Annotated in this window: 15 protein-coding genes; 11 read left to right on the top strand and 4 right to left on the bottom strand. The window is 67.3% G+C overall.

Annotation, left to right across the window (positions count from 1 at the left end):
- Positions 1-391: 391 nt before the first annotated feature.
- From OG326_RS01070 to OG326_RS01035, 8 genes are all read left to right on the top strand, one after another.
- The gene (locus OG326_RS01070) at positions 392-868 is read left to right on the top strand and encodes a hypothetical protein (protein ID WP_327142756.1); all 477 of its coding nucleotides are present in this window, start codon (positions 392-394) and stop codon (positions 866-868) included.
- Complete coding sequence (locus OG326_RS01065; RefSeq protein ID WP_327142755.1) at positions 856-1,161, top strand: transcriptional regulator; 306 nt, start codon at positions 856-858, stop codon at positions 1,159-1,161. The genes OG326_RS01070 and OG326_RS01065 overlap by 13 nt, the downstream gene beginning before the upstream one ends.
- Before the next feature lie 333 nt (positions 1,162-1,494).
- Entirely contained in the window at positions 1,495-2,649 is a 1,155-nt protein-coding gene (locus OG326_RS01060; RefSeq protein ID WP_327146317.1) for an AI-2E family transporter, read from the top strand.
- Positions 2,636-3,811, top strand: a complete 1,176-nt coding sequence (gene macS / locus OG326_RS01055) for a MacS family sensor histidine kinase (RefSeq protein WP_442790989.1) — start codon at positions 2,636-2,638, stop codon at positions 3,809-3,811. The genes OG326_RS01060 and macS overlap by 14 nt, the downstream gene beginning before the upstream one ends.
- A gap of 34 nt (positions 3,812-3,845) precedes the next feature.
- Entirely contained in the window at positions 3,846-4,517 is a 672-nt protein-coding gene (locus tag OG326_RS01050; RefSeq protein WP_327142753.1) for a response regulator transcription factor, read from the top strand.
- 242 nt (positions 4,518-4,759) lie between these two features.
- Positions 4,760-5,422 carry a DUF1707 SHOCT-like domain-containing protein gene (locus OG326_RS01045; RefSeq protein ID WP_327146315.1) on the top strand — a complete coding sequence of 221 codons (663 nt, stop codon included), beginning with the start codon at positions 4,760-4,762 and terminating at the stop codon, positions 5,420-5,422.
- Positions 5,423-5,492: 70 nt separating this feature from the next.
- Positions 5,493-6,314 carry an alpha/beta fold hydrolase gene (locus OG326_RS01040; protein ID WP_327142752.1) on the top strand — a complete coding sequence of 274 codons (822 nt, stop codon included), beginning with the start codon at positions 5,493-5,495 and terminating at the stop codon, positions 6,312-6,314.
- 705 nt (positions 6,315-7,019) lie between these two features.
- Positions 7,020-8,633 carry a DUF2339 domain-containing protein gene (locus OG326_RS01035; RefSeq protein ID WP_327142751.1) on the top strand — a complete coding sequence of 538 codons (1,614 nt, stop codon included), beginning with the start codon at positions 7,020-7,022 and terminating at the stop codon, positions 8,631-8,633.
- 100 nt (positions 8,634-8,733) lie between these two features.
- Here the strand turns inward: OG326_RS01035 and OG326_RS01030 are convergent, their stop codons facing one another.
- The 4 genes from OG326_RS01030 to OG326_RS01015 are packed head-to-tail and all read right to left on the bottom strand — an operon-like array spanning position 8,734 to position 14,898.
- Positions 8,734-11,832 carry an MMPL family transporter gene (locus OG326_RS01030; RefSeq protein ID WP_327142750.1) on the bottom strand — a complete coding sequence of 1,033 codons (3,099 nt, stop codon included), beginning with the start codon at positions 11,830-11,832 and terminating at the stop codon, positions 8,734-8,736.
- Positions 11,832-12,578, bottom strand: coding sequence for an NYN domain-containing protein (locus OG326_RS01025; RefSeq protein ID WP_327142749.1), 747 nt, complete (start codon positions 12,576-12,578; stop codon positions 11,832-11,834). Before OG326_RS01025 ends, OG326_RS01030 begins: the two co-directional genes overlap by 1 nt.
- Positions 12,575-13,420 carry a tRNA (guanosine(46)-N7)-methyltransferase TrmB gene (gene trmB / locus OG326_RS01020; protein WP_327142748.1) on the bottom strand — a complete coding sequence of 282 codons (846 nt, stop codon included), beginning with the start codon at positions 13,418-13,420 and terminating at the stop codon, positions 12,575-12,577. The genes OG326_RS01025 and trmB overlap by 4 nt, the downstream gene beginning before the upstream one ends.
- A gap of 59 nt (positions 13,421-13,479) precedes the next feature.
- The gene (locus OG326_RS01015; protein WP_327142747.1) at positions 13,480-14,898 is read right to left on the bottom strand and encodes a lipase family protein; all 1,419 of its coding nucleotides are present in this window, start codon (positions 14,896-14,898) and stop codon (positions 13,480-13,482) included.
- A 249-nt stretch (positions 14,899-15,147) separates the two neighbouring features.
- Here OG326_RS01015 and OG326_RS01010 point away from each other — a divergent pair, with 249 nt between their 5' ends.
- From OG326_RS01010 to OG326_RS01000, 3 genes are all read left to right on the top strand, one after another.
- The gene (locus OG326_RS01010; protein WP_327142746.1) at positions 15,148-15,858 is read left to right on the top strand and encodes a hypothetical protein; all 711 of its coding nucleotides are present in this window, start codon (positions 15,148-15,150) and stop codon (positions 15,856-15,858) included.
- Between the two features lie 500 nt (positions 15,859-16,358).
- A complete protein-coding gene (locus OG326_RS01005; RefSeq protein ID WP_327142745.1) occupies positions 16,359-17,891 on the top strand; it encodes a hypothetical protein in 1,533 nt (510 codons plus the stop codon).
- A gap of 222 nt (positions 17,892-18,113) precedes the next feature.
- Complete coding sequence (locus OG326_RS01000) at positions 18,114-19,940, top strand: phosphoenolpyruvate carboxykinase (GTP) (RefSeq protein WP_327142744.1); 1,827 nt, start codon at positions 18,114-18,116, stop codon at positions 19,938-19,940.
- The last annotated feature ends 26 nt before the right edge of the window (positions 19,941-19,966 follow it).

The following is a 19,966-nucleotide window of genomic DNA, read 5'->3' as shown; positions in this document are numbered from 1 at the left end:
TCAGCTCGCTCATCGGCATTACAGCTCACTTGATTCGGCTAGAGCCAGCTTCTTGGACGGGTATGGCAACCCCGGTCGAGCCCCGCCGCTGGCGGCTGGCTGGGAGCAGCTGTTTACGGCCAGATGTTCCTCCGATATCTGGCTGCTGGCTGTCAGTGGGAAGTTTATTGGCGGCTGACGCTCGTTGAACCGTGGGTTTTCGCCCGCTGACCTGGTGGAATCGCAAATGTAGGAACTATGGTTGTAATTGCTTCCAGGGGCGCTGACACAGACACCAATCTAGCTTCCTCGCCGCTAGGTGGCTTCGAGTGCCGTTGGCCACTCGGGGCGCGTGGCGCTCGAAGGGGAAACTGGTTTCTCAATGGAAACTGGTTGATGTAGGGTCGGTTTCATGCATGAGGCACAGACTCCACAGCAGGCGCTCGATATTGCCGCCGCTACCACCCGCCAGGCGCAGGAGGCTGCCGCTCTGCCCAGTGGGGGACCTTTCGCGGCCGGTGTGTTCGCGGCAGTGTTCTCCACGATGCTCGGGCTGACGACCGTCTTCGATTTCGACGACCCGATCACCTGGGCGGCCGCCGCCGGCGCCGTCGCCTCGGGCCTGATGTGTTTCGCAACCGTGCGGTGGTTGCGCCGAGTCCGGCGTGCGCGCGGCCTCGTTCCGGTCCCGCTGGCGCAGTGGAAGTTCACGGTGATACTGGTTGTGGTGCTGGTTGTTCCGGTCTTCGGCTTCGGAAATCCGAGCGTGGCGGTAGGGCTGCAAGTGGTGGCCGGAGTGATCCTGGGCGGATGGGTCTGGTTCGAACAGGCACGACCGCAGGGCATGCCGTGGAAGACGCGACGGCGGATCGCATCATGGAGGAGCTGAACGAACTGTTCGGCTCCCTGCCGCGCCTGAAACTCGTCGCCTTCCTCGACGGCTGTACCGAAGCCGAATTCCTGGTTGTCGCCGACCTGTGCGAGCTGAACAAATCCACGCTCTCCAAAGCGATGACCCTCCTCGAGACCGCCGGGTACGTCACCGTCACCAAGGGCTACGCGGGGCGCAAACCGAAAACCTGGCTCGCCCTCACCTACAAGGGCCGTACTGCCTACCGCGCCCACCTCGATGCCCTCACCGCGCTCACTCGCAAGGCCGGCGAGACCACCTCCGAGTCCTGACGAGGTTCTGCGCTGGAACACCTCGCACCACCGACCGGCTGATCGAGGCTGTCGACTCCCGCACCGCCGGTACTCGTCCCCGGCCTCGCGCAGCAGGTCAGCCGTGCGCCGAAGTTCCGGGGAGGCGGGGCGGATCGTAGCGGAGGCAATTTGTGGGCCTCACAGGTTAGGCTCGAGATCGTGAGCGAGGCGGAGGCAGAGCCCGGTAGATCGCAGGCAGTGCCCAGTAAGACCGGGAAGAGTGGTACCGGAAAGGGCGGTTCGGCGCGCCGGCGGGAAGCTGCGGATGCGGTGCACCCGCTGGTTCGGGAGACCGCGGAGTGGTGCTGGCGGATGCTCATCATCTTCGCGGCTGGGCTGGCGCTGGCCTATCTCGCGCATCGACTGGCGACCGTCATGATTCCGCTGTCCATCGCACTGCTCGGGGCGGCGCTGCTGTCGCCGCTGGTGGACTGGATGCAGCGGCTCGGCGTGCCGCGATCGCTCGGTGTATTCGTGGCGCTGGCCGGATGTCTCGGGCTGCTGGCCGGGATCATGACCTTTGTCGTCGAACAGTTCGTCACCGGTGTGCCGCAGCTGTCCGACCAGTTCAAGACCAGCGTGCACGATATTCAGGACTGGCTCATCAACGGTCCGCTGCATATGAGCAATGAGCAGATTCGCAATGCGGGCGACACCATTGTCAAAACCGTCGAATCGAATCAGAACGCGCTCACCAGCGGTGCGCTGACCACCGCCACCGTCATCGGCGAATTCTTCACCGGTGCGTTCCTGACGCTGTTCATCCTCATCTTCTTCGTCTACGGCGGCGACCAGATCTGGCAGTTCATCACCAAGGTCATCCCGGTGCGGAATCGGGAGCGGGTGCGCACGGCGGGGCGGCTCGGATTCGGCAGCCTCACCGGATTCGTGCGCGCGACCGTCATGGTGGCGGGTGTCGACGCGCTCGGCATCGGGTCCGGTCTGGCGATTCTGAATGTCCCGCTGGCGCTGCCGCTGGCGTCGCTGGTCTTCATCGGCGCGTTCATTCCGATCATCGGCTCGTTCCTGGCCGGTTCGGTCGCGGTGTTCATCGCGCTCATGACCAAGGGCTTTGTCACCGCGCTCATCGTCCTCGGCATCACCATCGCGGTCATGCAGCTGGAAGGGCATGTGCTGCAGCCCTTGCTGATGGGCCGCGCGGTGCGCATCCATCCGCTCGCGGTGGTGCTGGCGATCGCGGTCGGCATCGTGCTCGCCGGAATTGCCGGCGGTCTGCTCGCGGTGCCGTTCGTGGCGGTGCTCAATACCGCCATCCGATCGCTGCTGGCCGATTCGCCGGATGAGCTGTATCAGGAACTGCACCCGCACGATCCACATAAATCCATGTACAGCGCCGACCCGGACTCGCCCGATCCGGACCGGTGGGAATTGCCGGAACCAGCGGAATCAGCGGGCTCCGCCGACGGCTCGAAGCCCGCCGCGAGTTCCGGTGATACCGCCGACTGAACCCGATCCCCGCGATGCCGCCACCGGCCCACTGTGGCGGGCGGCGCAGGCCTTCCGGCTGGTCACCCTGCTGTACGCGGTGGGGCAGCAGATCGCGTCCGCACCGCACTACACGAATCAGCGGCTCAGCTGGGTGCTGATCGCGGTCATGGCCGTGTGGTCCGGGGTCTCGGCGGTGCTGTTGTCGCAGTGGCGTGTTCACAATGTTCAGCGGGTGCGGATCGCGGTCGTGGTGGGCGATCACCTGATCGTCATCGCGCTGATCTTCGCGACCCGGCTGGTCGCGAATTACGACTGGTATCACAATCATCAGGCCCTGCCGACCACGCTGTGGGCGGCCAATGCCGTGATGTCCGCGGCGATTCTGTGGGGTCCGCTGGGCGGTATCGCGTCCGGACTGCTCATTGCCGCGGTCATGGTCACCGCCCGCGCGCAATGGGATCTGGACCTGTGGCGCGATGCCACCACGCCGGTGCTGGTATCGGTGGGCCTGGCAATCGGGCTGGCCGCCAACACCGCTCGCCGCGCACAGCAGCAATTGCAACGCGCCGTACGGCTGACCGCCGCGGCGCAGGAACGCGAGCGACTGGCGCGGGAAGTCCACGACGGGGTGCTGCAGGTGCTCAGCTATATCAAGCGCCGGGGCGGTGAAATCGGCGGTCCCACGGCCGAATTGGCGCAGCGCGCCGGTGAGCAGGAGGTCGCGCTGCGGGTTCTCATCTCCGAGCAGGGGGTCGGCGCGGACACCGGTGGCGTCGAACAGGATCTGCGTCCGCTGCTGACCGCTCAGTCCACGCCGTCGGTGCTCATCTCCACGCCCGGTGAGCCGGTGCCCATCGGGCGGTTCGAAGCCCGGGAGATCTCCGCGGCCGTCGCGTCCGCGCTGGCCAATGTGGCCCAGCACGCCGGATCGGGCGCGAAAGCGTATGTGCTGCTGGAGGATACCGGCGACGAGCTCATCGTCAGTGTGCGCGATGACGGTCCGGGTATTCCCTCCGGACGCCTCGCCGAGGCGGAAGAGCAAGGGCGCATGGGAGTTTCACGATCCATAATCGGCCGTATCGCGGCCCTCGACGGTACCGCGCATCTACTCTTCGAAGCCGGGGGCGACGACTCCGGGGCCGAGTGGGAATTCCGGGTGCCGCGGCGGCCCCGGCGATGATTATGGCCGGGATCCACCGGAATCGGAGGCGATGATGTCCGAAGGTGATGCGGGAAACCAGGTTTCGGTCATGGTGGTCGACGACCACCCGATCTGGCGCGAAGGCGTGGCCCGCGATCTGGCCGAGGCCGGATTCGATGTGGTCGCCACCGCCGATGGCGTCGGCACCGCCGCCCGCCGGGCCGCCGCCGTACAGCCCGCCGTCGTGCTGATGGATATGCAGCTCCCCGACGGCAACGGCGCGGACGCCACCGCCGAGGTGCTGCGCGTTTCCCCCCACACCCGGGTCCTGGTGCTGTCGGCCTCCGCCGAGCGCGATGACGTGCTCGACGCCATCAAGGCCGGCGCCATCGGCTACCTGGTCAAAAGCGCCTCCGCCACCGAACTCGTCGATGCCGTCCGGGCCACCGCCGCCGGCCAGGCCGTCTTCACGCCGGGCCTCGCGGGCCTGGTGCTCGGCGAATACCGGCGCATCGCCAACACCCCGCCCGATCGTGACGAACCCCATCGCCCCGCCCTCAGCGACCGCGAAACCGAGGTCCTGCGCATGGTGGCGAAGGGCCTGTCCGCCAAGCAGATCGCCACCCGCCTCAACCTCAGCCACCGCACCGTGGAAAACCACGTGCAATCCACGCTCCGCAAACTGCAACTCGGCAACCGCGTAGAGCTCACCCGCTACGCCATCGAACAGGGCCTGGACGAGTAGTGCATCGTCCCAACGCAACAACTGATTTCGCAAGGTCGGGGTAACTCCCCGGGTACCCCCAAAATCGGTTCGGCTCCCACCCGCACTACGCGTCCCCAACCGTCAACGGCTCCCAGGCCGTGCGCCAAAGTTCCGGGGAGGCGGGACAGATCAGGGATTGCCCTGATGTGCGAAGCACCCTCGGCTCGTAATCTCGAAGTATGGGAGGTCCTGAATCGATTTCCAGTGTCGAGGCCGCCGTCATCGGCGACCGTGACCTGCGGGTATCGGATATCGAACGCGAACACGTCGGACGGCTGCTGCAGCGCGCGGTCGGTCTCGGCATGCTGTCACTGGGGGAATTCACCGAGCGCATGGACACCGCGCTCGCGGCCAAGACCCGTGGTGAACTGAATACGGTGCTGGTCGACCTGCCGGGTATCCGGCTCGCCGGGCAGCCCGCGCCCAAAGCGCCGCAATTCGTCTACACGCCCCGGCCGCAGTACGGGTTCGCCCGGCCGCAGTACGGGTCCCGGCTCGCGCATCCGGTCGGCGCCGGGAATGTGATTCGCTCGCGGATGTCGGGCGTCAAACGCACCGGCAATTGGCAGGTGCCGCAGACGCTGCTGGTCAACAGCTTCATGTCGGGCGTGAGCCTGGACTTCACCCAGGCCGCGATGGCGACGCAGGTGGTGGAGATCCGGATCGACGACTTCTTCAGTTCGCTCGAACTGATCGTGCCGTCCGAGGCCACGGTCGATATGAACGGTCTCGACCTGGTCGGATCCAGCGCCAACAATAAGGTGCGCACCGGACCGCCGATGGGACCGCTGCACATCATCGTGCACGGCAGCGTCCGATTCGGGTCGGTCACCGCCAAGCACCCCTTCGGCACGCACTGGAAGCGTTTCCTCAACGGGGCCTGAGAGCGGGCCTGAGCTCACGGCGGCGAATCCGACGCCGGGGCAAGTGGTTCCGGCAGGTATCGTCACGCCCATGGCGGAAGGCGGTACAGCAGACTCGGTTCCGGACCCACTCCTACGGACCGGACGCGGTGCGCCCCTGCTGCTCCTGCACGGCGTACTGCTCACCTGGCAGTCCTGGCTGCCGGTCATCGACGATCTGCGCGCCGACCATGACATTCTGGCGCCCACCCTGCCCGGTCACTGGGGTGGCCCGCAGGCACAGCGGCCCGCCACCATCGCCTCCCTCGCCGACTGGGCCGAAGGCCTGCTGGACGAGAACGGTTGGCGCACAGCGCATATCGCGGGCAATTCGCTCGGCGGCTGGATCGCCCTGGAACTGGCGGCTCGTGGCCGCGCCCGCAGTGTCACCGCCATCTCCCCGGCCGGCCTGTGGCGCGATGCCGCCGCCTCCCACACCCTGGTCCGCAAATTCCGCGGTATGAGCCCGCTCATCGGCTTCGGCGCAGGCTCCCCGCCCGCCATGCCGAATATGATCCGCAGCCTCCTGCTCCCGCTGCTGGCACACCGCCCCGAAACCGTCCCCGCCCACCTCGCCCGAGCCATGGCCGCCGCACCCACCCACTGCGCCATCCTCGACGACCTGGCCGAAGACCCTGCCCTCCCAACAGGTTTCACCGCCCTGCCGACCCTTTCGGTCCCCACCTCGATCCTCCTCCCCGAATTCGACCGAGTCCTCCCACCCCACCTCTACCCACCCCTGACCCCCACCCCCACCATCGAAGTCCACCCCCTCCCCGGCGTAGGCCACGTCCCCATGCTCGAGGCCCCCACCCGCATCACCACCGAAATCCGCGCCACCATCACCCGCGCCGCCGCCGCTCACTCCGCCTGACCGACGCCACCAGCGCCTCCTTCCTGCGGAAACAGGTAGGAACCGGCTGCCGGACGAGTGTTTCTACTCATGTTCGCAGCGCTGCCGGTCGCGAGCATTGCTGACATGAATACCGCCATCGATCCGCGATTGATCGCACGGTTGTCGACTGAGTTCACATCGCTCAGCGAGCACATGGGTACCCTCGGCCGCGACCTCGAGGCCCTGCGCTGCCAGCTCGTCGCCAACCCCGGCGCCCCACGCGCGCCTCACCTATCCACCCCGCCCGCCCCGGAGACACCGGTGGCGGGCGGTGTCATGCCCGACTCACGCACCACGGGGCAGCCGTCATCCCGTCCGAGTGCGGAGGTCCCGGGCCCGCCGGTGCGAGCTGCGGATCTCTTCGCGACGCAGGGCGGTTCGAGTCCGATGCCGAGCGGGAGCGCGCCGACCGGCGCGGTTCCGCCACCGGGTGCGGGTTCGGCGGCGCAGACTGCGGCGTTCGCCCAGGCTCCACAGACCTCGGTGCCGCCGATGTCGCAGGCCAGAGCTGGAGTGCCGGTTCCGCCGGCTGCCGGTGGTGGGTGGGGTCCTCCGGCTGCCGGGATGCAGGCTCCGCCGCCTGCGGGGGCGCAGGGGTTTGGGGCGGCGGGGGCCGGGTGGATGGGTGGGCGGCCGGTTTATCCGCCTATGCCGCCTGTGGGGCAGCAGCGGCGGGTGGGGGCGGTGCGGGGACCGAAGGTGCCGTGGTGGCAGCGGGAAGGGGTGATCAGTCGGGTGTTGGCGGTGGCGGGGGTGGGGGTCACGTTGATCGGGGTGGTGATGCTGCTGGTGTTGGCGGCGCAGGCGGGGTTCTTCGGGCCGGTGCCGAGAGTTGCTGCGGGGGCGGTGTTCTCGGGGGTGCTGGTGGGGTTGGGGATGCGGGTGCATGGGCGGGCCGGGGGACAGGTGGGGGCTATTGCGCTGGCGGCCACGGGTATTGCCGGGGGATATCTGGATATTGTGGCTATGACGACCATGTACGGGTGGTTGCCGCCGGTGGTGGGGTATGTGGTCGCGCTCGGGATTGCCGCGGGTGGGGTAGGGCTCGCCATGCGGTGGCGGTCGCAGGCGCTGGCGGTGCTGGTGGTGCTGGGGGCGGCGCTGCTCTCGCCGGTGGTGACCACCGAGTTGGCATTGCTCGCGTTCTTGATCGTGTTGCAGATCGCTGCTCTACCAGTGCAATTGGTGCGTGACTGGCCCTATCTGCATGTGGTGCGGACTCTTCCTGCGGTGCTGGCCACCTTGATCGCGGTGGCCGCGGCCGAGTTGGGCGATGCCACGCGCGGGCATCGCTACGAGGTGCTCGCCGCTGCGATCGCGGTGGCTGCGGTGGGCGTGGCGGGTTCGGTGCTCGCGGTACGCCGCCGGGCCGGAGACATCACCGCGAGCCTGACATTCGCGGTCGCCACGGTGCCGCTGCTCGCATCGCCGACCATGTTCGAGCGCCGTACCGGTGTGCTGGTATCCGCTGTTTTCGCGGCGGTATTGCTGACGGTGGCCGCACTGCCGTGGATGTCGACACTGGCTGGGCGGGTGCGCATTCCGGGTCATCTGGCGGCGGTTGCCGCGGTGTCGGGCGCATTCGCACTGCTCGAGGTGTGCTTCGGTGCGACCAGGGTGCAGACCGTGCCGGTGGCGCTCTACCTCGTCGCGCTCGGATTCCTGGCGGTGGGCGGGCAGCAGCGCTCGCGAATGGCCGCGGGTATCGCCGGTGTGTTCGGGCTGATCGGCACGCTGGGCTTCCTGGCCGATGCGGGCCCGTCTACCCTGGCGCACCAGTCGTATGCCGAAGCGCACCTGGGGATTTCGACCGCGCTGGGCGCCGTGGCGGCGCTGGCTGTGCTCGCGGTCGGGTTCTGGTGCGCACGACGGCTGGGTTTCGTGGAGCGGGAAAGCGATGCGACCGCGGTCATGGTGGTCGGCGGCTTGGCCGGGCTCTACATGGTGACCGCGCTGTCGGTATCGCTCGGCATCATCACCGGCGGTTCCGACGGTTTCCTGGCCGGCCACGGCATTGCCACCATGGTGTGGATGGCCGCCGCCACGACGGCCCTGCTCTTCGGCCTGCGCCGCCTGTCCCGGACTCCGCAGCAGGCGAAGGTCGCCCTGGCCGCCGGTCTGCTGGTCACCGCCGCCGCCCTGGCCAAACTCTTCCTCTTCGACCTGGCGACACTCGACGGCCTGCTGCGCGCGGCGGCCTTCCTGGTGGTCGGCGTGCTCCTGCTGCTGGTGGGCACCCGCTACGCCCGTGCCTTCGCGGAGGCGGGCGGCCGGGCACAGCCCAGCCAGCCCGCGTAAACGCTCATGCCCTGTAAACGCTCATGCCCTGTAAATGAAACCGCCCGGCCGAGTGGATAACTCGGCCGGGCGGTGCTGTGTCGATATCAGCCTGTGGATATCAGTCGCGATTCTGGCGCCGGAGCAGTTCGTTCACACTGACCGTGCGACCGTCACCACCTCGATGCTTGCCCTCGTCGTCCTCCGCACTGTCCTGCTCCTTATCGGTGCGGCGGCGCGCCGAGCGCAGATCCGACATCCACTGCTCGATGCTGCTGCGCCCGCCGCCCTTCGGCGGATCCTCGGCGGAGTGATGGGTCGGATGCGGTTGTTCGGCAGTCGGATCAGCCGCGGGCTGCTCCTCCTCGGAAGCATGCGGCTGATACAGCTGCGCCCGGGTCGCCGGATGCGGCGGCATCTTCGGCGCCGGCGGCGGCAGTACCCGCTCCGCGCCGACCACATGCGGGGTGGGCGCGGCCGGAGGCTCCGGATCCGATTGCGGCGCAACCGGCTCGGCCTCCGGCGCCGGCGTCGACACCGCGGGGACAGCGGCCTGCACCGGAAGATCGGTCGGCAGCCCGCCACCGGGCTCGGTACCCGAACGGCGTTCCGTCACACTGAAATCCGTGGTCTCGGGTTCCTCGACGGCATCGGTCCCACCGGACCGGCCGCTCGCCGAATCGGCCTCGGCCTGCACCGGCGCACCCGCGGGTGCGCTGAAATCAGCAGCACCGGTGCGGCCGCCGGACGAACCGAGATTGGTCAGCGAGACGTTCAGTCCCGCACCCGCCGCGCCGCCGAGCAGGGATTGCGAGGGGCCGGAAGGCTTTCCACTCCCCGACGGTGCCCCGGCATCCTTGGTCTTGGTCTCGGTATCCGGCGCCGCGGTCGTGTTGATGCGCTGCGTCGGCGCCTCACTGTCGATCAGCCTGGCGGGCCGCGGCTTCCGCGGGAACCGGCTGGTCGCGTCCTCGGACAGCGCAGGCATCTGCATGGTGACCGGATCGGTGATGGGCGTGGTCTTGACCAGATCCACCACCTCACCGCCGCCGGGCCGCTCATCGTCGAGGATGGGTTCGCCCAGCCCGATCTTCTGCTGAATCCGCTTCATCCAGGCCGGAGCCCACCAGCAGTCGTCGCCGAGCAGCTTCATGATGGCGGGCACCAGCAGCATGCGCAGCAGGGTGGCGTCGATGAACAGCGCCGCGATCATGCCGTACGCGATGTACTGCATCATCACCACGTCGGAGAAGGCGAACGCGCCGGTCACGGTGAGCAGGATCAGCGCGGCGGCGGTAATGATGCGCCCGGTCTGCGCGGTACCGGCCCGCACCGCCTCGGTGGTGGACGCACCCATGGTGCGCGCCTCCACCATTCGCGACAGCAGGAAGACCTCGTAGTCGGTGGAGAGGCCGTAGATCACCGCGATGATCAGCACCAGCACCGGCGACATGATCGGCTGTGGCGTGAAATTGAGCAGACCGGACCCGTGACCGTCGACGAAGATCCAGGTCAGAATGCCGAGCGTGGAGCCGAGACCCAGTGCGCTCATGAGCGCCGCCTTGATCGGCAGCACCAGTGATCCGAAGGTCAGGAACATCAGGATCGTGGTGATCAGGACGACCAGGCCGATCATCAGCGGCATGCGGTCGAGCAGCGCGTTGATCGAATCCTGCTGGATGGCAGGCTGTCCGCCGACCAGCACCTGGGCATCATCGGGCACATCCATGGACCGCAGATAGTCGATGGTCGGCCCCGCGTCGTTGACGCTCTCCAACTGCGCGTCCGTGGTCCACACATCGGAACCGTTGGGCGGCGTCGCCGGAATCGAGAAGGTGCTCTTCTTGACCAGACCCGGAGCCTTGTTGGCCTGGGTCAGGATATTGCCGATGTCCTTGGGATTGCTGGTGACGATGATCAGCTGTACCGGCGCGGACTTGCGCAGCGGGAAGTATTCGTCGAAGTGCTGCTGCGCCAGCCGGGTCGGATTGTCCGGCGGCAGATAGGTTTCGCTGATGCCGCCGAAGGCCAGGTTCTTCACCGGAATGATGAGCAGCAGCAGGCCGACGCAGATCGGAATGGCGACCTTCAGCGGATGCTTCATCACCCAGGCGGTGAGCTTGCCCCAGAAACCGGCCTCGATCTCCTCATTGCTCTTGGTCTTGTTGAACCACTTGAGCCCGAACGCATCCACCCGCGGCCCCAGAATGGCGAGCAGCGCGGGCAGGATGGTGATCGAGGACAGCGCGGCCAGCGCGACCGTCGCAATGGTCGCGTAGGCAATGGATTTCAGGAAGCCCTGCGGGAACAGCAGCATGCCGCCGAGGCTCGCCACGATCATCGTCGCGGAGAACATGACGGTGCGGCCGGCGGTCATCACCGTGCGGCGCACGGCCGCCTTGGTGTCATAGCCCTCGGCCAATTCCTCCCGGAATCGACTGACTATGAAGAGCCCGTAGTCGATGGCCAGGCCCAGGCCGATCATCGATACCACGCCGCTGACAAAGGAATTGACGTCGGTCACCTTCGTCAAAGCCATGATGATGCCGTTGGCGCCGAGCACGGTGAGACCACCGACGATCAGCGGCAGCGCGGCCGCGACCACACCGCCGAAGATGAAGAACAGCAGGATCGCGACCGCCGGAATGGCGATGAGCTCCATGCGCTTCTGGTCGGCCTGCATGGTGTCGTTCAGTGTGCCCGCGACCGGCTGCAGACCCGCGACCTCGACCTTGACGCCCGGAATGGCGAAGGCGTCCTTCACCTTCCGATAGTTCCGGAGCATGTCGGTGTCGTTATCGCCCTTGATGGCGATGGCCGCGAAGGCGTGCTTCTTGTCAGCGGTACCGGCCTGGGACGGAATCCACTGGCCGTTATTGGTTTTCCAGTACGCGCCGTTGACCTTGTCGATCTCGGGGTACTTCACCGTCAGGTTGTTCAGGCTGTCGACGACCTCCTGGCTGAACGCCGGATCGTCGATCGTCTTCCCATCGGGTGCGGTGTAGAGCACCAGCACATCCGCGCTGTGATCCCGCCCGTAGACGGAATCCCGCAGCACCGCGGCCTGTGACGACGAGGAGGTCGGATCGTCCCATCCGCTGGAGCTGAGATGGTCTTCCAACCCGAACCCGAAAGCACCGAGCGAGAGCAGCGCAGCCACCACTATCCCGAGAACGGAATAGCGCAGCCGATAGACCAGGTCGCCCCAGCGGGTGAACACTAAGCGACTCCTTGAGCGGGGCGGGAGGTGAGCAGTGCTGTCAGCGGCCGGAACGGCTGCAGCCATGCACCCTCGTCGGGCAGCGAATCGAGGCTGACCCTGGGCAGTGGTTCACGGAACACGCCCGGGATGTCCTCGAGATCGATGAACTCGAGAATATCCGACGTGACCGCCCAGCTCGCGTGCTCGCGGAATCCCAGCACTTGAACGGGCACGCCGCTGGCGGCGATTTCTTCGAGCGGCGCGCGAAATGCCTGGCCGTCGGCGGAGGCGACCATGATTCCGGCCAGTCCCGCGCCGCGACGGCGTAGCTCGATATGGCCGAGCATATCGCTGTCGACATCGGAGTCTTCATCGATTTTGGGCTTTGCGAAGACGGCGTAGCCGACATTGCGCAATGCCTCCACCCACGGTCGCACCACATCTGCGGTGCCGGGGGCGATATTGGTGAAAACGGTCGCTTCGGGTTCGACGCGCTGGCGACTGCCCACGGATAGTTCCGCGGTGCGGGCCAGCAGCCAGCGGCCGAGGGCGTCGAAACGCGGTCGGTACGCGGCGGTCGGGCGGCCGCCGAGAATTGCGCCGAGACCCATATCCAGGTTGGGCGCATCCCAGACGAGCAGCACGCGCCGTAAATCGGTGCTGGTGCCACCCACGCCCACGGCGCCCGTTAGTTCGGACGATGCAGTGCCGTGCATTATTTCGGCAACATCCGCGACCTCCGGGGCCATCTCACTGACGCTCATGATTCGATCTTCCCCCAGATGAACTCCGTGATGGCGCTACCCGCGCGGAGTCCTTTTCCTTCGAACTTGGTAATCGGACGTTCAAAACCGATCGGTGCGGTTTCAAGGTACCTTGCGGAATCCCCACCCGTTGCCTCATTCATGCCAATGAGCTGGGATTCTCCCTTTCCCACCTCGGCAATCCATTCGGCGTAATCCGCGTGATCGGTGGCGACGTGCAACACGCCGCCGGGACGCAGGCGACTCGCGATGAGTGTGAAGGTCGCGGACTGCAGCAGCCGGCGCTTGTGGTGGCGCGCCTTCGGCCAGGGGTCCGGGAAGAACACTCGGACACCCGTCAGCGACTCCGGAGCAACCATATGCTCGAGCACATCCACGGCATCGCCGCGCAGAATGCGAATGTTCTCGATCTGCTCGCGCTCGACGCGCTGCACCAGCTGCGCCACACCGGGCTTGTAGACCTCGACGCCGATCAGATTGAACTCCGGCTCGGCCTGCGCCATGGCGGCGGTGGCTGTGCCGGTGCCGCAACCGATCTCGACGATCAGCGGTGCGCTGCGGCCGAACCAGGCGTCGGCGTCCAGCTTCTCGTCGGAGACGTCGCGGCCGATGCGCGGCCACATCCGCTCCCAGGATTGCTGCTGCTGCGGGGTGAGTGCGCCGCGGCGCGAGCGGAAGCTGGTGACCCGGGGGTAGAGGCGGTTGCCGCGATCGGCGCGATCGATACCGGCGCGGTCGACACCCTCGCGGGCGGCGTGATCGCCGTCACCGGCAAGGTCGGCGGACCGCGGCCCGGGGACTGACTCGGCAGTGTGGTTCGCGGCGTCGTTCACGGCGTCCATTGTCCAGTATCAGGTGATTAGCGCGGCAATCGACTAGGCGTTCGGGCGTGTGCCATCACTCAGGCTGCCAGGCCCGACGCCTCGGCGGCGACCGGCTCGGACTCCTGCCGGAGAGCCCATCCGAACGTGACACGCATTGCGGTAGTTGCCAATTCCACCAATCCGCGCCAGTGCGACGGCTCCAGGGCTACCGACCAGACGGTCTTGGTTGTGGGTTCCGTGAGAGTTTTCCCGGCGATGCGATCGGCCAGCCAATCCAGGCTCAGTGGAGTGCAGAGCGGCAGCATCGAGAAGTGCTCGCTGAGCCGATCCCGGATGTACCAGACCGCGGCGCCCGCCTCCCGGTAGCGCTGCACCTGACCGTCGATTCCCGCGACGCCGATGACCTGATCGTGAATCGGCTGTATCACCAGAACGGGACATGCCGGAGCCGCGCTGCCGAGGCGGATATCGTCGAACATCTCCGTGAGCTGGGGCAGCACGTCATCGAGCGGCCGGTTCAGATAGTTTTCCAGGCGGCGGCCGATCAGCAGCGGAAGTGCGGCGAGCGGGCCGAGCGTCTGCACACGCTCGAGCAGGCGGCGGCCCTCATCGGTGAAATCGTCGCGGACCACCTCGGCCATGGCCGGATACACGCGATGCAGTGCGGCTATGACGATCGCCGGGAATCCCGCGAACGCGCCACCGTTCAAACGCAGGAACACCTCGCCCGGATCACCCACCGGCGCGCCGAGCGCGGCGCCGACGATATTCAGCTCGGGGGCGTACTCGGGAGCCATCTCGATGGTCCAGGCGCTGGCCATACCGCCGCCCGAATAACCCCACACCGCGATCTTCGTATCGGGACGCAATCCCAGCGGGGCGAAACGCAATGCCGCGCGCACACCGTCGAGTGAGCGGTAGCCGGGCTCGCGTGGCACTCCGAAACCGCCCTGCGGGCCTTCATGATCGGCGATGCTCACCGCCCAGCCGCGCCGTACCGCATTGGCGACCAGCAGCCACTCCAGCTGCGTGATCGAACCGGGCGACAGCGCGCCCTTGCGCAGCGCGTACGAGGGCGCACAGCGATCGGTCACCGCATCCATGGCCGAACCGAAGACCAGCAGCGGCCGATCCGCATCCGGCGCCGCGCCCTTCGGCAGCAGCACCGTGGTGATCGCGACCTCCGCCCGGCCGTGCAGATCACTGCTGCGGTACAGCAGCTGCCATGCTGTCACCTGCTGGGATACCAGTCCGAACAGCGCCAATTCCACCGGGCGACTGCGCAGCAGGGTGCCGGGGGCCTGCGCGGCGAAACCGCTGGGCGGGCGGAGGAACGGATCCCGGCTCGGCGGCAGCGGACGCTGCGAAGCGCTCCGGCGTACGGGTGTCCGAGGCTGTCGCGCGGTCGGCCGGTCGGCGGCGCGCGTGGGGGCTGGATCGAACTGTCCCGCAGGTGAATCGGTCATACCTAGGTCATCGTCGGCAGTCGTGGTCATCGCAACCTCCCAGAGTGAGTCCGGCTGTCGGACCCGAGGGAGCCGTCGTGTGCCGCTGTCGAATGAACAGTCGATCGGTTCGAACACTAGGGTAGTTCGGGGTATCTGTGAAGAGCAGTTGCACCGAATTGTGCTGTCGCACAGATAGACCCGCAGCTCATCACTGCTATCCCACAGTGCGTGATCCGCACCCCACCCGCTCCGCCGAAATCTCCGCGCGCACAACGCACGCCGACTAAGCTGCCCTGCGTGTCGGCCGGGCGACCACCGCGCATCCAGGTGACCGGCCGCTCCCGCGCCGGTAAATCCACCGTGCGAAATGCGTTGTCGCTCATATCCGCCGAAGAAACAGCGCCCATCGACGTCCCCGGGCAACCGGATCCGGTCCTGGACGGCGACCTCATTCTCTATGTCCTGCCCGGCGTCCTCGACCCCGCCGATCGCCGCGTCCTCGCCACCCTGTCCCCGGACCGCACCCTTGTGGTCCTGAACAAGGCCGACGCCATCGGCACCCGCTGGTCCGACGCCGCCCTGACCGCCGACCGTCACACCGCGACCCTCGGCCTCCGCACCCTCCCCGCGGTCGCCTCCCTCGCCGTCCACACCCGCGCAGGCACTTTCACCGACGCCGACCTCCGCACCCTGCACCGCCACCGCACCCGAACCGACCCCGCCTTCACCCTCACCCCCGACCTCTTCACCGACCCCGCCATCGCCGAAGACACCCCTGCCCGCCGCACCCTCCTGACCCGCTGGGACCTCTACGGCATCTCCTGCGCCCTCACCGCCCTCCGCCACAACCCCGCCCTCCACCCCCGGTCCCTCCTCCAAATCCTCCACTCCGCCAGCGGCATAGACCCCCTCCACCACGAACTCCACCGCCGCTACCAAGAAGCCACAAGCCGCCTGACCCCCGAATCTCCCACCCACCAAGCCGATCCCGCCCCCGACAACGAATAACGGGTGTTGGACCGAATCCCCGCACCCGCCAAGCCCTAGGCAAACCCGGCACTCAGGCCGAGGAGCCGGGGCCTGCCGAGCTGCCCGTCGGCCCGCAACGCCCGGACCCTCATCCGTCGCCCGAACCGTCCGGATTGAGCCTCCCGCCAACACATTTGGCCCTCGCGTCGCCGGGAGCATCGGCTGGGCCACCACCTGCGGCCGAACCGGCGCCCTGGTCATCCTCCGAGCTGAATTTGCCGCCGCCCCGCGCGATCTCACCACCGTCCGATCCGAGTCGGCCCGACAGCTCACCGGTACCGCGGTTCAGCGATCCGGTCAGCCCGCCGGAGAGTCGGCCGGCCGACGAGCAGTCGCCCTACCCCGTCGAGCGGGATTCTGCATTGTCTTCGGTTGCGGCGAAGCCGATGTCGCTGCCGCTGGGTCCGCTGGCATCGACGGGGTCGCGGTCTGATTCGGCCGGATCGCCCGAAGTTTCGCCGGGATCACACGAGGTATCGGTGCCTGAATCGTCCGGCGTGGTACCGGCGCTTCCGGTCGCGGCGGAAGCGGTGGTGATGCGGTGGAATCCGCATGGCCTGGCCCTGCTGCTGGCCGTGCGGAGCAGTACGGGCATGCGGGTGGCGCCGGTGGCACTGATCGGCGGACAGGAGACGAACTCTGTGCTGTTGCGTGCCGAACTGGCGCGGTTGACGCCTCGGGTCGAGTTACTCCCTGTAGAAGTCGACGGGGCTGCCCGTGTCGGTGCGGAACGGCTGGATCCGGTCGCTTGTCTTCTCCTGGACGGGGGTTCGCCCATCGGGCGGGACATGGCGGGTGTGGTCCAGGGGTTGCGCGCGAACGGGACGCGGATTGTGTTCGCTCTCGATGGGTTTCATGTGCATCGAGAGTGGCGGGAGGTGTTGGCGCGGGATGAGGCTCTGCTCTCGGCAGATGGTCCGGCCGAGATCGTCCCGGTTTCGGCGCGGATGGCGGTGGTGGCGCGGGCGAATGGGGATGCGGCGCTGGCAGATCGGTCGGGTGTGGCGATGCTGCATGCGCGGCTGGTGGCGGCGGCCGGAGCGGGGGCTGCCGGGGATCAGGTGGAGATCGTGCGGGCGCGGGTGATTGCCGAGACGCGGCGGCGGATCGAGGGGGAGCTGGAGAAGTTGCGTAGTGGTGGGGATGTTGCGGGGTTGCGGGCCGAGCGGGCGACGTTGCTGGCGGTGAATGACGGTGGGCGCGGGGCGGCGATGGGGATGCTGCGGAATCGGTTGCATTTGGCTCGGGTGGATCTGCTGCACGAGGTCGGGGTGCGGGTTCGGGCGCTCAATGCGGGGGCGCGGGCGGATATCGAGCGGTTGCCGCGTAGCGGGCTGGGGGGATTTCCGCAGGGATTACAGAATTCGGTGGAAAAGATCACACGGGAGATCGATCGTGCGAGCTTTCAGCGGCTCGCTGCATTGGATGAACTGGTCGAGAAGGCTGTTCGCACATCGGAACTGGCCGGAAATCGCGGGCCGACGGCCGGGGCGGGTGTGTCGGCGCAGGTCGGGGCGTTGTCCACGGAGCCGGAGCGGCGACCGCGGGTGGGTTCGGAGCCCGAACCGCGCTGCGGGGGTGTCGAAGATCATCTGATGATCGCGTTAGGGGCCTCGGCAGGGTTCGGGCTGGGGCGGCTGGTGGTGCTGCCGCTGGCGCTGTGGGAGGCGGTGGATTACGCGCTGGCGCCGGTCAGTCTGCTGCTCGGCGCGGCCGCGGCGGGGTGGGTGGTGCGGGCGCGCAGGCAGCTGGCTGATCGCGCTCATTTACGCCAGTGGGTGGCGGATGCCCTGGTCAACGTGAAGGCGCAGTTGGAGCAGCGGGTGGCGACGGCACTGGTGGAGGCGGAGGAGCGGCTCACCGATCACGTGGTGCGGACCACGACGGCGCACCTGGTCGAAACAGACCGCAGGGTAGGGGAATTGGAGGCGCAATTGCGGCAGGCGGCGCAACGGCGACCTGCGCTTCTGGCGGCATGCGAACGTGACATTGGCGCACTCGATTTCGCATAGTCGCTGGTTGAAGGTTTCGACCCGGTACCGACTGGACAACCCGATTCCATACGCCGGGATATATGGCGTTAACCTCTATGGCAGGAACCTGGGCGTCCGCTTGGTCCTTGTACGCCGTCCAGCCGGGACGTGCTATCGGCAAGACTGGTGGGTGCCTTGCCGCAATTGGTGGCACTCGGTGTCGCGAGCACCCCGGGCCACCCATCTCAGGAGAGTTGTTTCATGACCTCAGCGACCATTCCTGGTCTACACGATGGCACCGCGCCCACCGAGCACAAGGAACTGCTTGCCTGGGTACAGGAGGTCGCAGAACTCACCCAGCCCGACCGCGTGGTCTGGTCGGATGGTTCCGAGGCGGAGGCGGTGCGGCTCTCCGAGCAGCTCGTCGCCGCGGGCACCTTCAAGAAGCTGAACGAGGCGAAGAAGCCCAACTCGTACCTCGCTCTCTCCGATCCCTCCGACGTCGCCCGCGTCGAATCTCGCACCTACATCTGTTCGCGCAACGAAGCAGACGCCGGTCCGACCAACAACTGGGTCGACCCCGCCGAGATGCGCGCCACCATGACCGAGCTGTACCGCGGCTCGATGAAGGGCCGCACCATGTACGTGGTGCCCTTCTGCATGGGCCCGCTCGGCGCCGAGGACCCCAAGCTGGGTGTGGAGCTCACCGACTCCGAGTACGTCGTGGTGTCGATGCGCGTCATGACCCGCGCCGGTACCGCCGCGCTGGAGAAGCTCGGCACCGACAAGCCCTTCGTGAAGGCGCTGCACTCGGTCGGCGCCCCGCTCGCCGAGGGCCAGGCCGATGTGCCGTGGCCGTGCAATGACACCAAGTACATCACCCACTTCCCCGAGGACCGTGAGATCTGGTCCTACGGTTCGGGTTACGGCGGCAACGCGCTGCTGGGCAAGAAGTGCTACTCGCTGCGCATCGCCTCCGCGATGGCGCACGACGAGGGCTGGCTGGCCGAGCACATGCTGATCCTCAAGCTGATCTCGCCGGAGAACAAGGCGTACTACATTGCCGCCGCCTTCCCGTCGGCCTGTGGCAAGACCAACCTCGCCATGCTGCAGCCGACCATCCCCGGCTGGCGCGCCGAGACCCTCGGTGACGACATCGCGTGGATGCGCTTCGGCCCGGACGGTCAGCTGTACGCCGTCAACCCGGAGTTCGGTTTCTTCGGCGTCGCGCCGGGCACCAACCACAGCTCCAACCCGAACGCGATGGCCACCATCGACGCCGGCAATACCGTCTACACCAATGTCGCGCTCACCGATGACGGCGATGTGTGGTGGGAGGGCCTGGAGGGCTCGCCCGATCACCTCATCGACTGGAAGGGCAACGACTGGTACGAGCGGGAGTCGGAGACGCTTGCCGCGCACCCGAACTCGCGCTACTGCACCCCGATGTCGCAGTGCCCCACCCTCGCCCCCGAATGGGACGATCCGCAGGGTGTGCCGATCTCGGCCATCCTCTTCGGCGGTCGCCGCAAGACCACCGTCCCGCTGGTGACCGAGTCCTTCGACTGGCAGCACGGCGTGTTCATGGGCGCGACGCTCTCCTCCGAGCAGACCGCCGCCGCCGAGGGCAAGGTCGGCACCGTCCGCCGCGACCCGATGGCCATGATCCCGTTCCTCGGCTACCACGTCGGCGACTACCTGAACCACTGGATCAATATCGGCAAGAACGCCGACGCGAACAAGCTGCCGAAGATCTTCTACGTCAACTGGTTCCGCCGCGGCGCGGACGGCCGCTTCCTGTGGCCCGGATTCGGCGAGAACTCCCGCGTGCTGGAGTGGATCGTCGGCCGCATCGAGGGCAGCTCGCAGGCCGAGCCCACCCCGATCGGCAATGTCCCCACCGCCGCGCACCTCGACCTCGAGGGCCTGGACGTGGTGGCCGCCGATGTCGACGAGGCGCTGCTGGTCAACTCCGAGGAGTGGAAGAAGGAGATCCCGCTCATCGAGGAGTGGTTCGAGTTCATCGGCGACAAGCTGCCCTCCGGCATCCGCGACGAGTTCGAAGCTCTCAAGGAGCGTCTGGGATAAGTGCGCAACAAGCGCAACTCGTGGGG

It is taken from the genome of Nocardia sp. NBC_01327 (assembly GCF_035958815.1).
Classification (GTDB): Bacteria; Actinomycetota; Actinomycetes; order Mycobacteriales; family Mycobacteriaceae; genus Nocardia.
This window is presented reverse-complemented; position numbering and strand designations above follow the sequence as displayed.

Excerpts from the sequence above, each read along its gene's own strand:
- OG326_RS01060 (WP_327146317.1), top strand. The coding sequence starts at position 1,495 with ATGCTCATCATCTTCGCGGCTGGGCTGGCGCTGGCCTATCTCGCGCAT.
- OG326_RS01070 (WP_327142756.1), top strand. The coding sequence starts at position 392 with ATGCATGAGGCACAGACTCCACAGCAGGCGCTCGATATTGCCGCCGCT.
- OG326_RS01015 (WP_327142747.1), bottom strand. The coding sequence starts at position 14,898 with ATGACCACGACTGCCGACGATGACCTAGGTATGACCGATTCACCTGCG.
- OG326_RS01065 (WP_327142755.1), top strand. The coding sequence starts at position 856 with ATGGAGGAGCTGAACGAACTGTTCGGCTCCCTGCCGCGCCTGAAACTC.
- OG326_RS01040 (WP_327142752.1), top strand. The coding sequence starts at position 5,493 with ATGGCGGAAGGCGGTACAGCAGACTCGGTTCCGGACCCACTCCTACGG.
- OG326_RS01025 (WP_327142749.1), bottom strand. The coding sequence starts at position 12,578 with ATGAGCGTCAGTGAGATGGCCCCGGAGGTCGCGGATGTTGCCGAAATA.
- OG326_RS01000 (WP_327142744.1), top strand. The coding sequence starts at position 18,114 with ATGACCTCAGCGACCATTCCTGGTCTACACGATGGCACCGCGCCCACC.
- trmB (WP_327142748.1), bottom strand. The coding sequence starts at position 13,420 with ATGGACGCCGTGAACGACGCCGCGAACCACACTGCCGAGTCAGTCCCC.
- OG326_RS01050 (WP_327142753.1), top strand. The coding sequence starts at position 3,846 with ATGTCCGAAGGTGATGCGGGAAACCAGGTTTCGGTCATGGTGGTCGAC.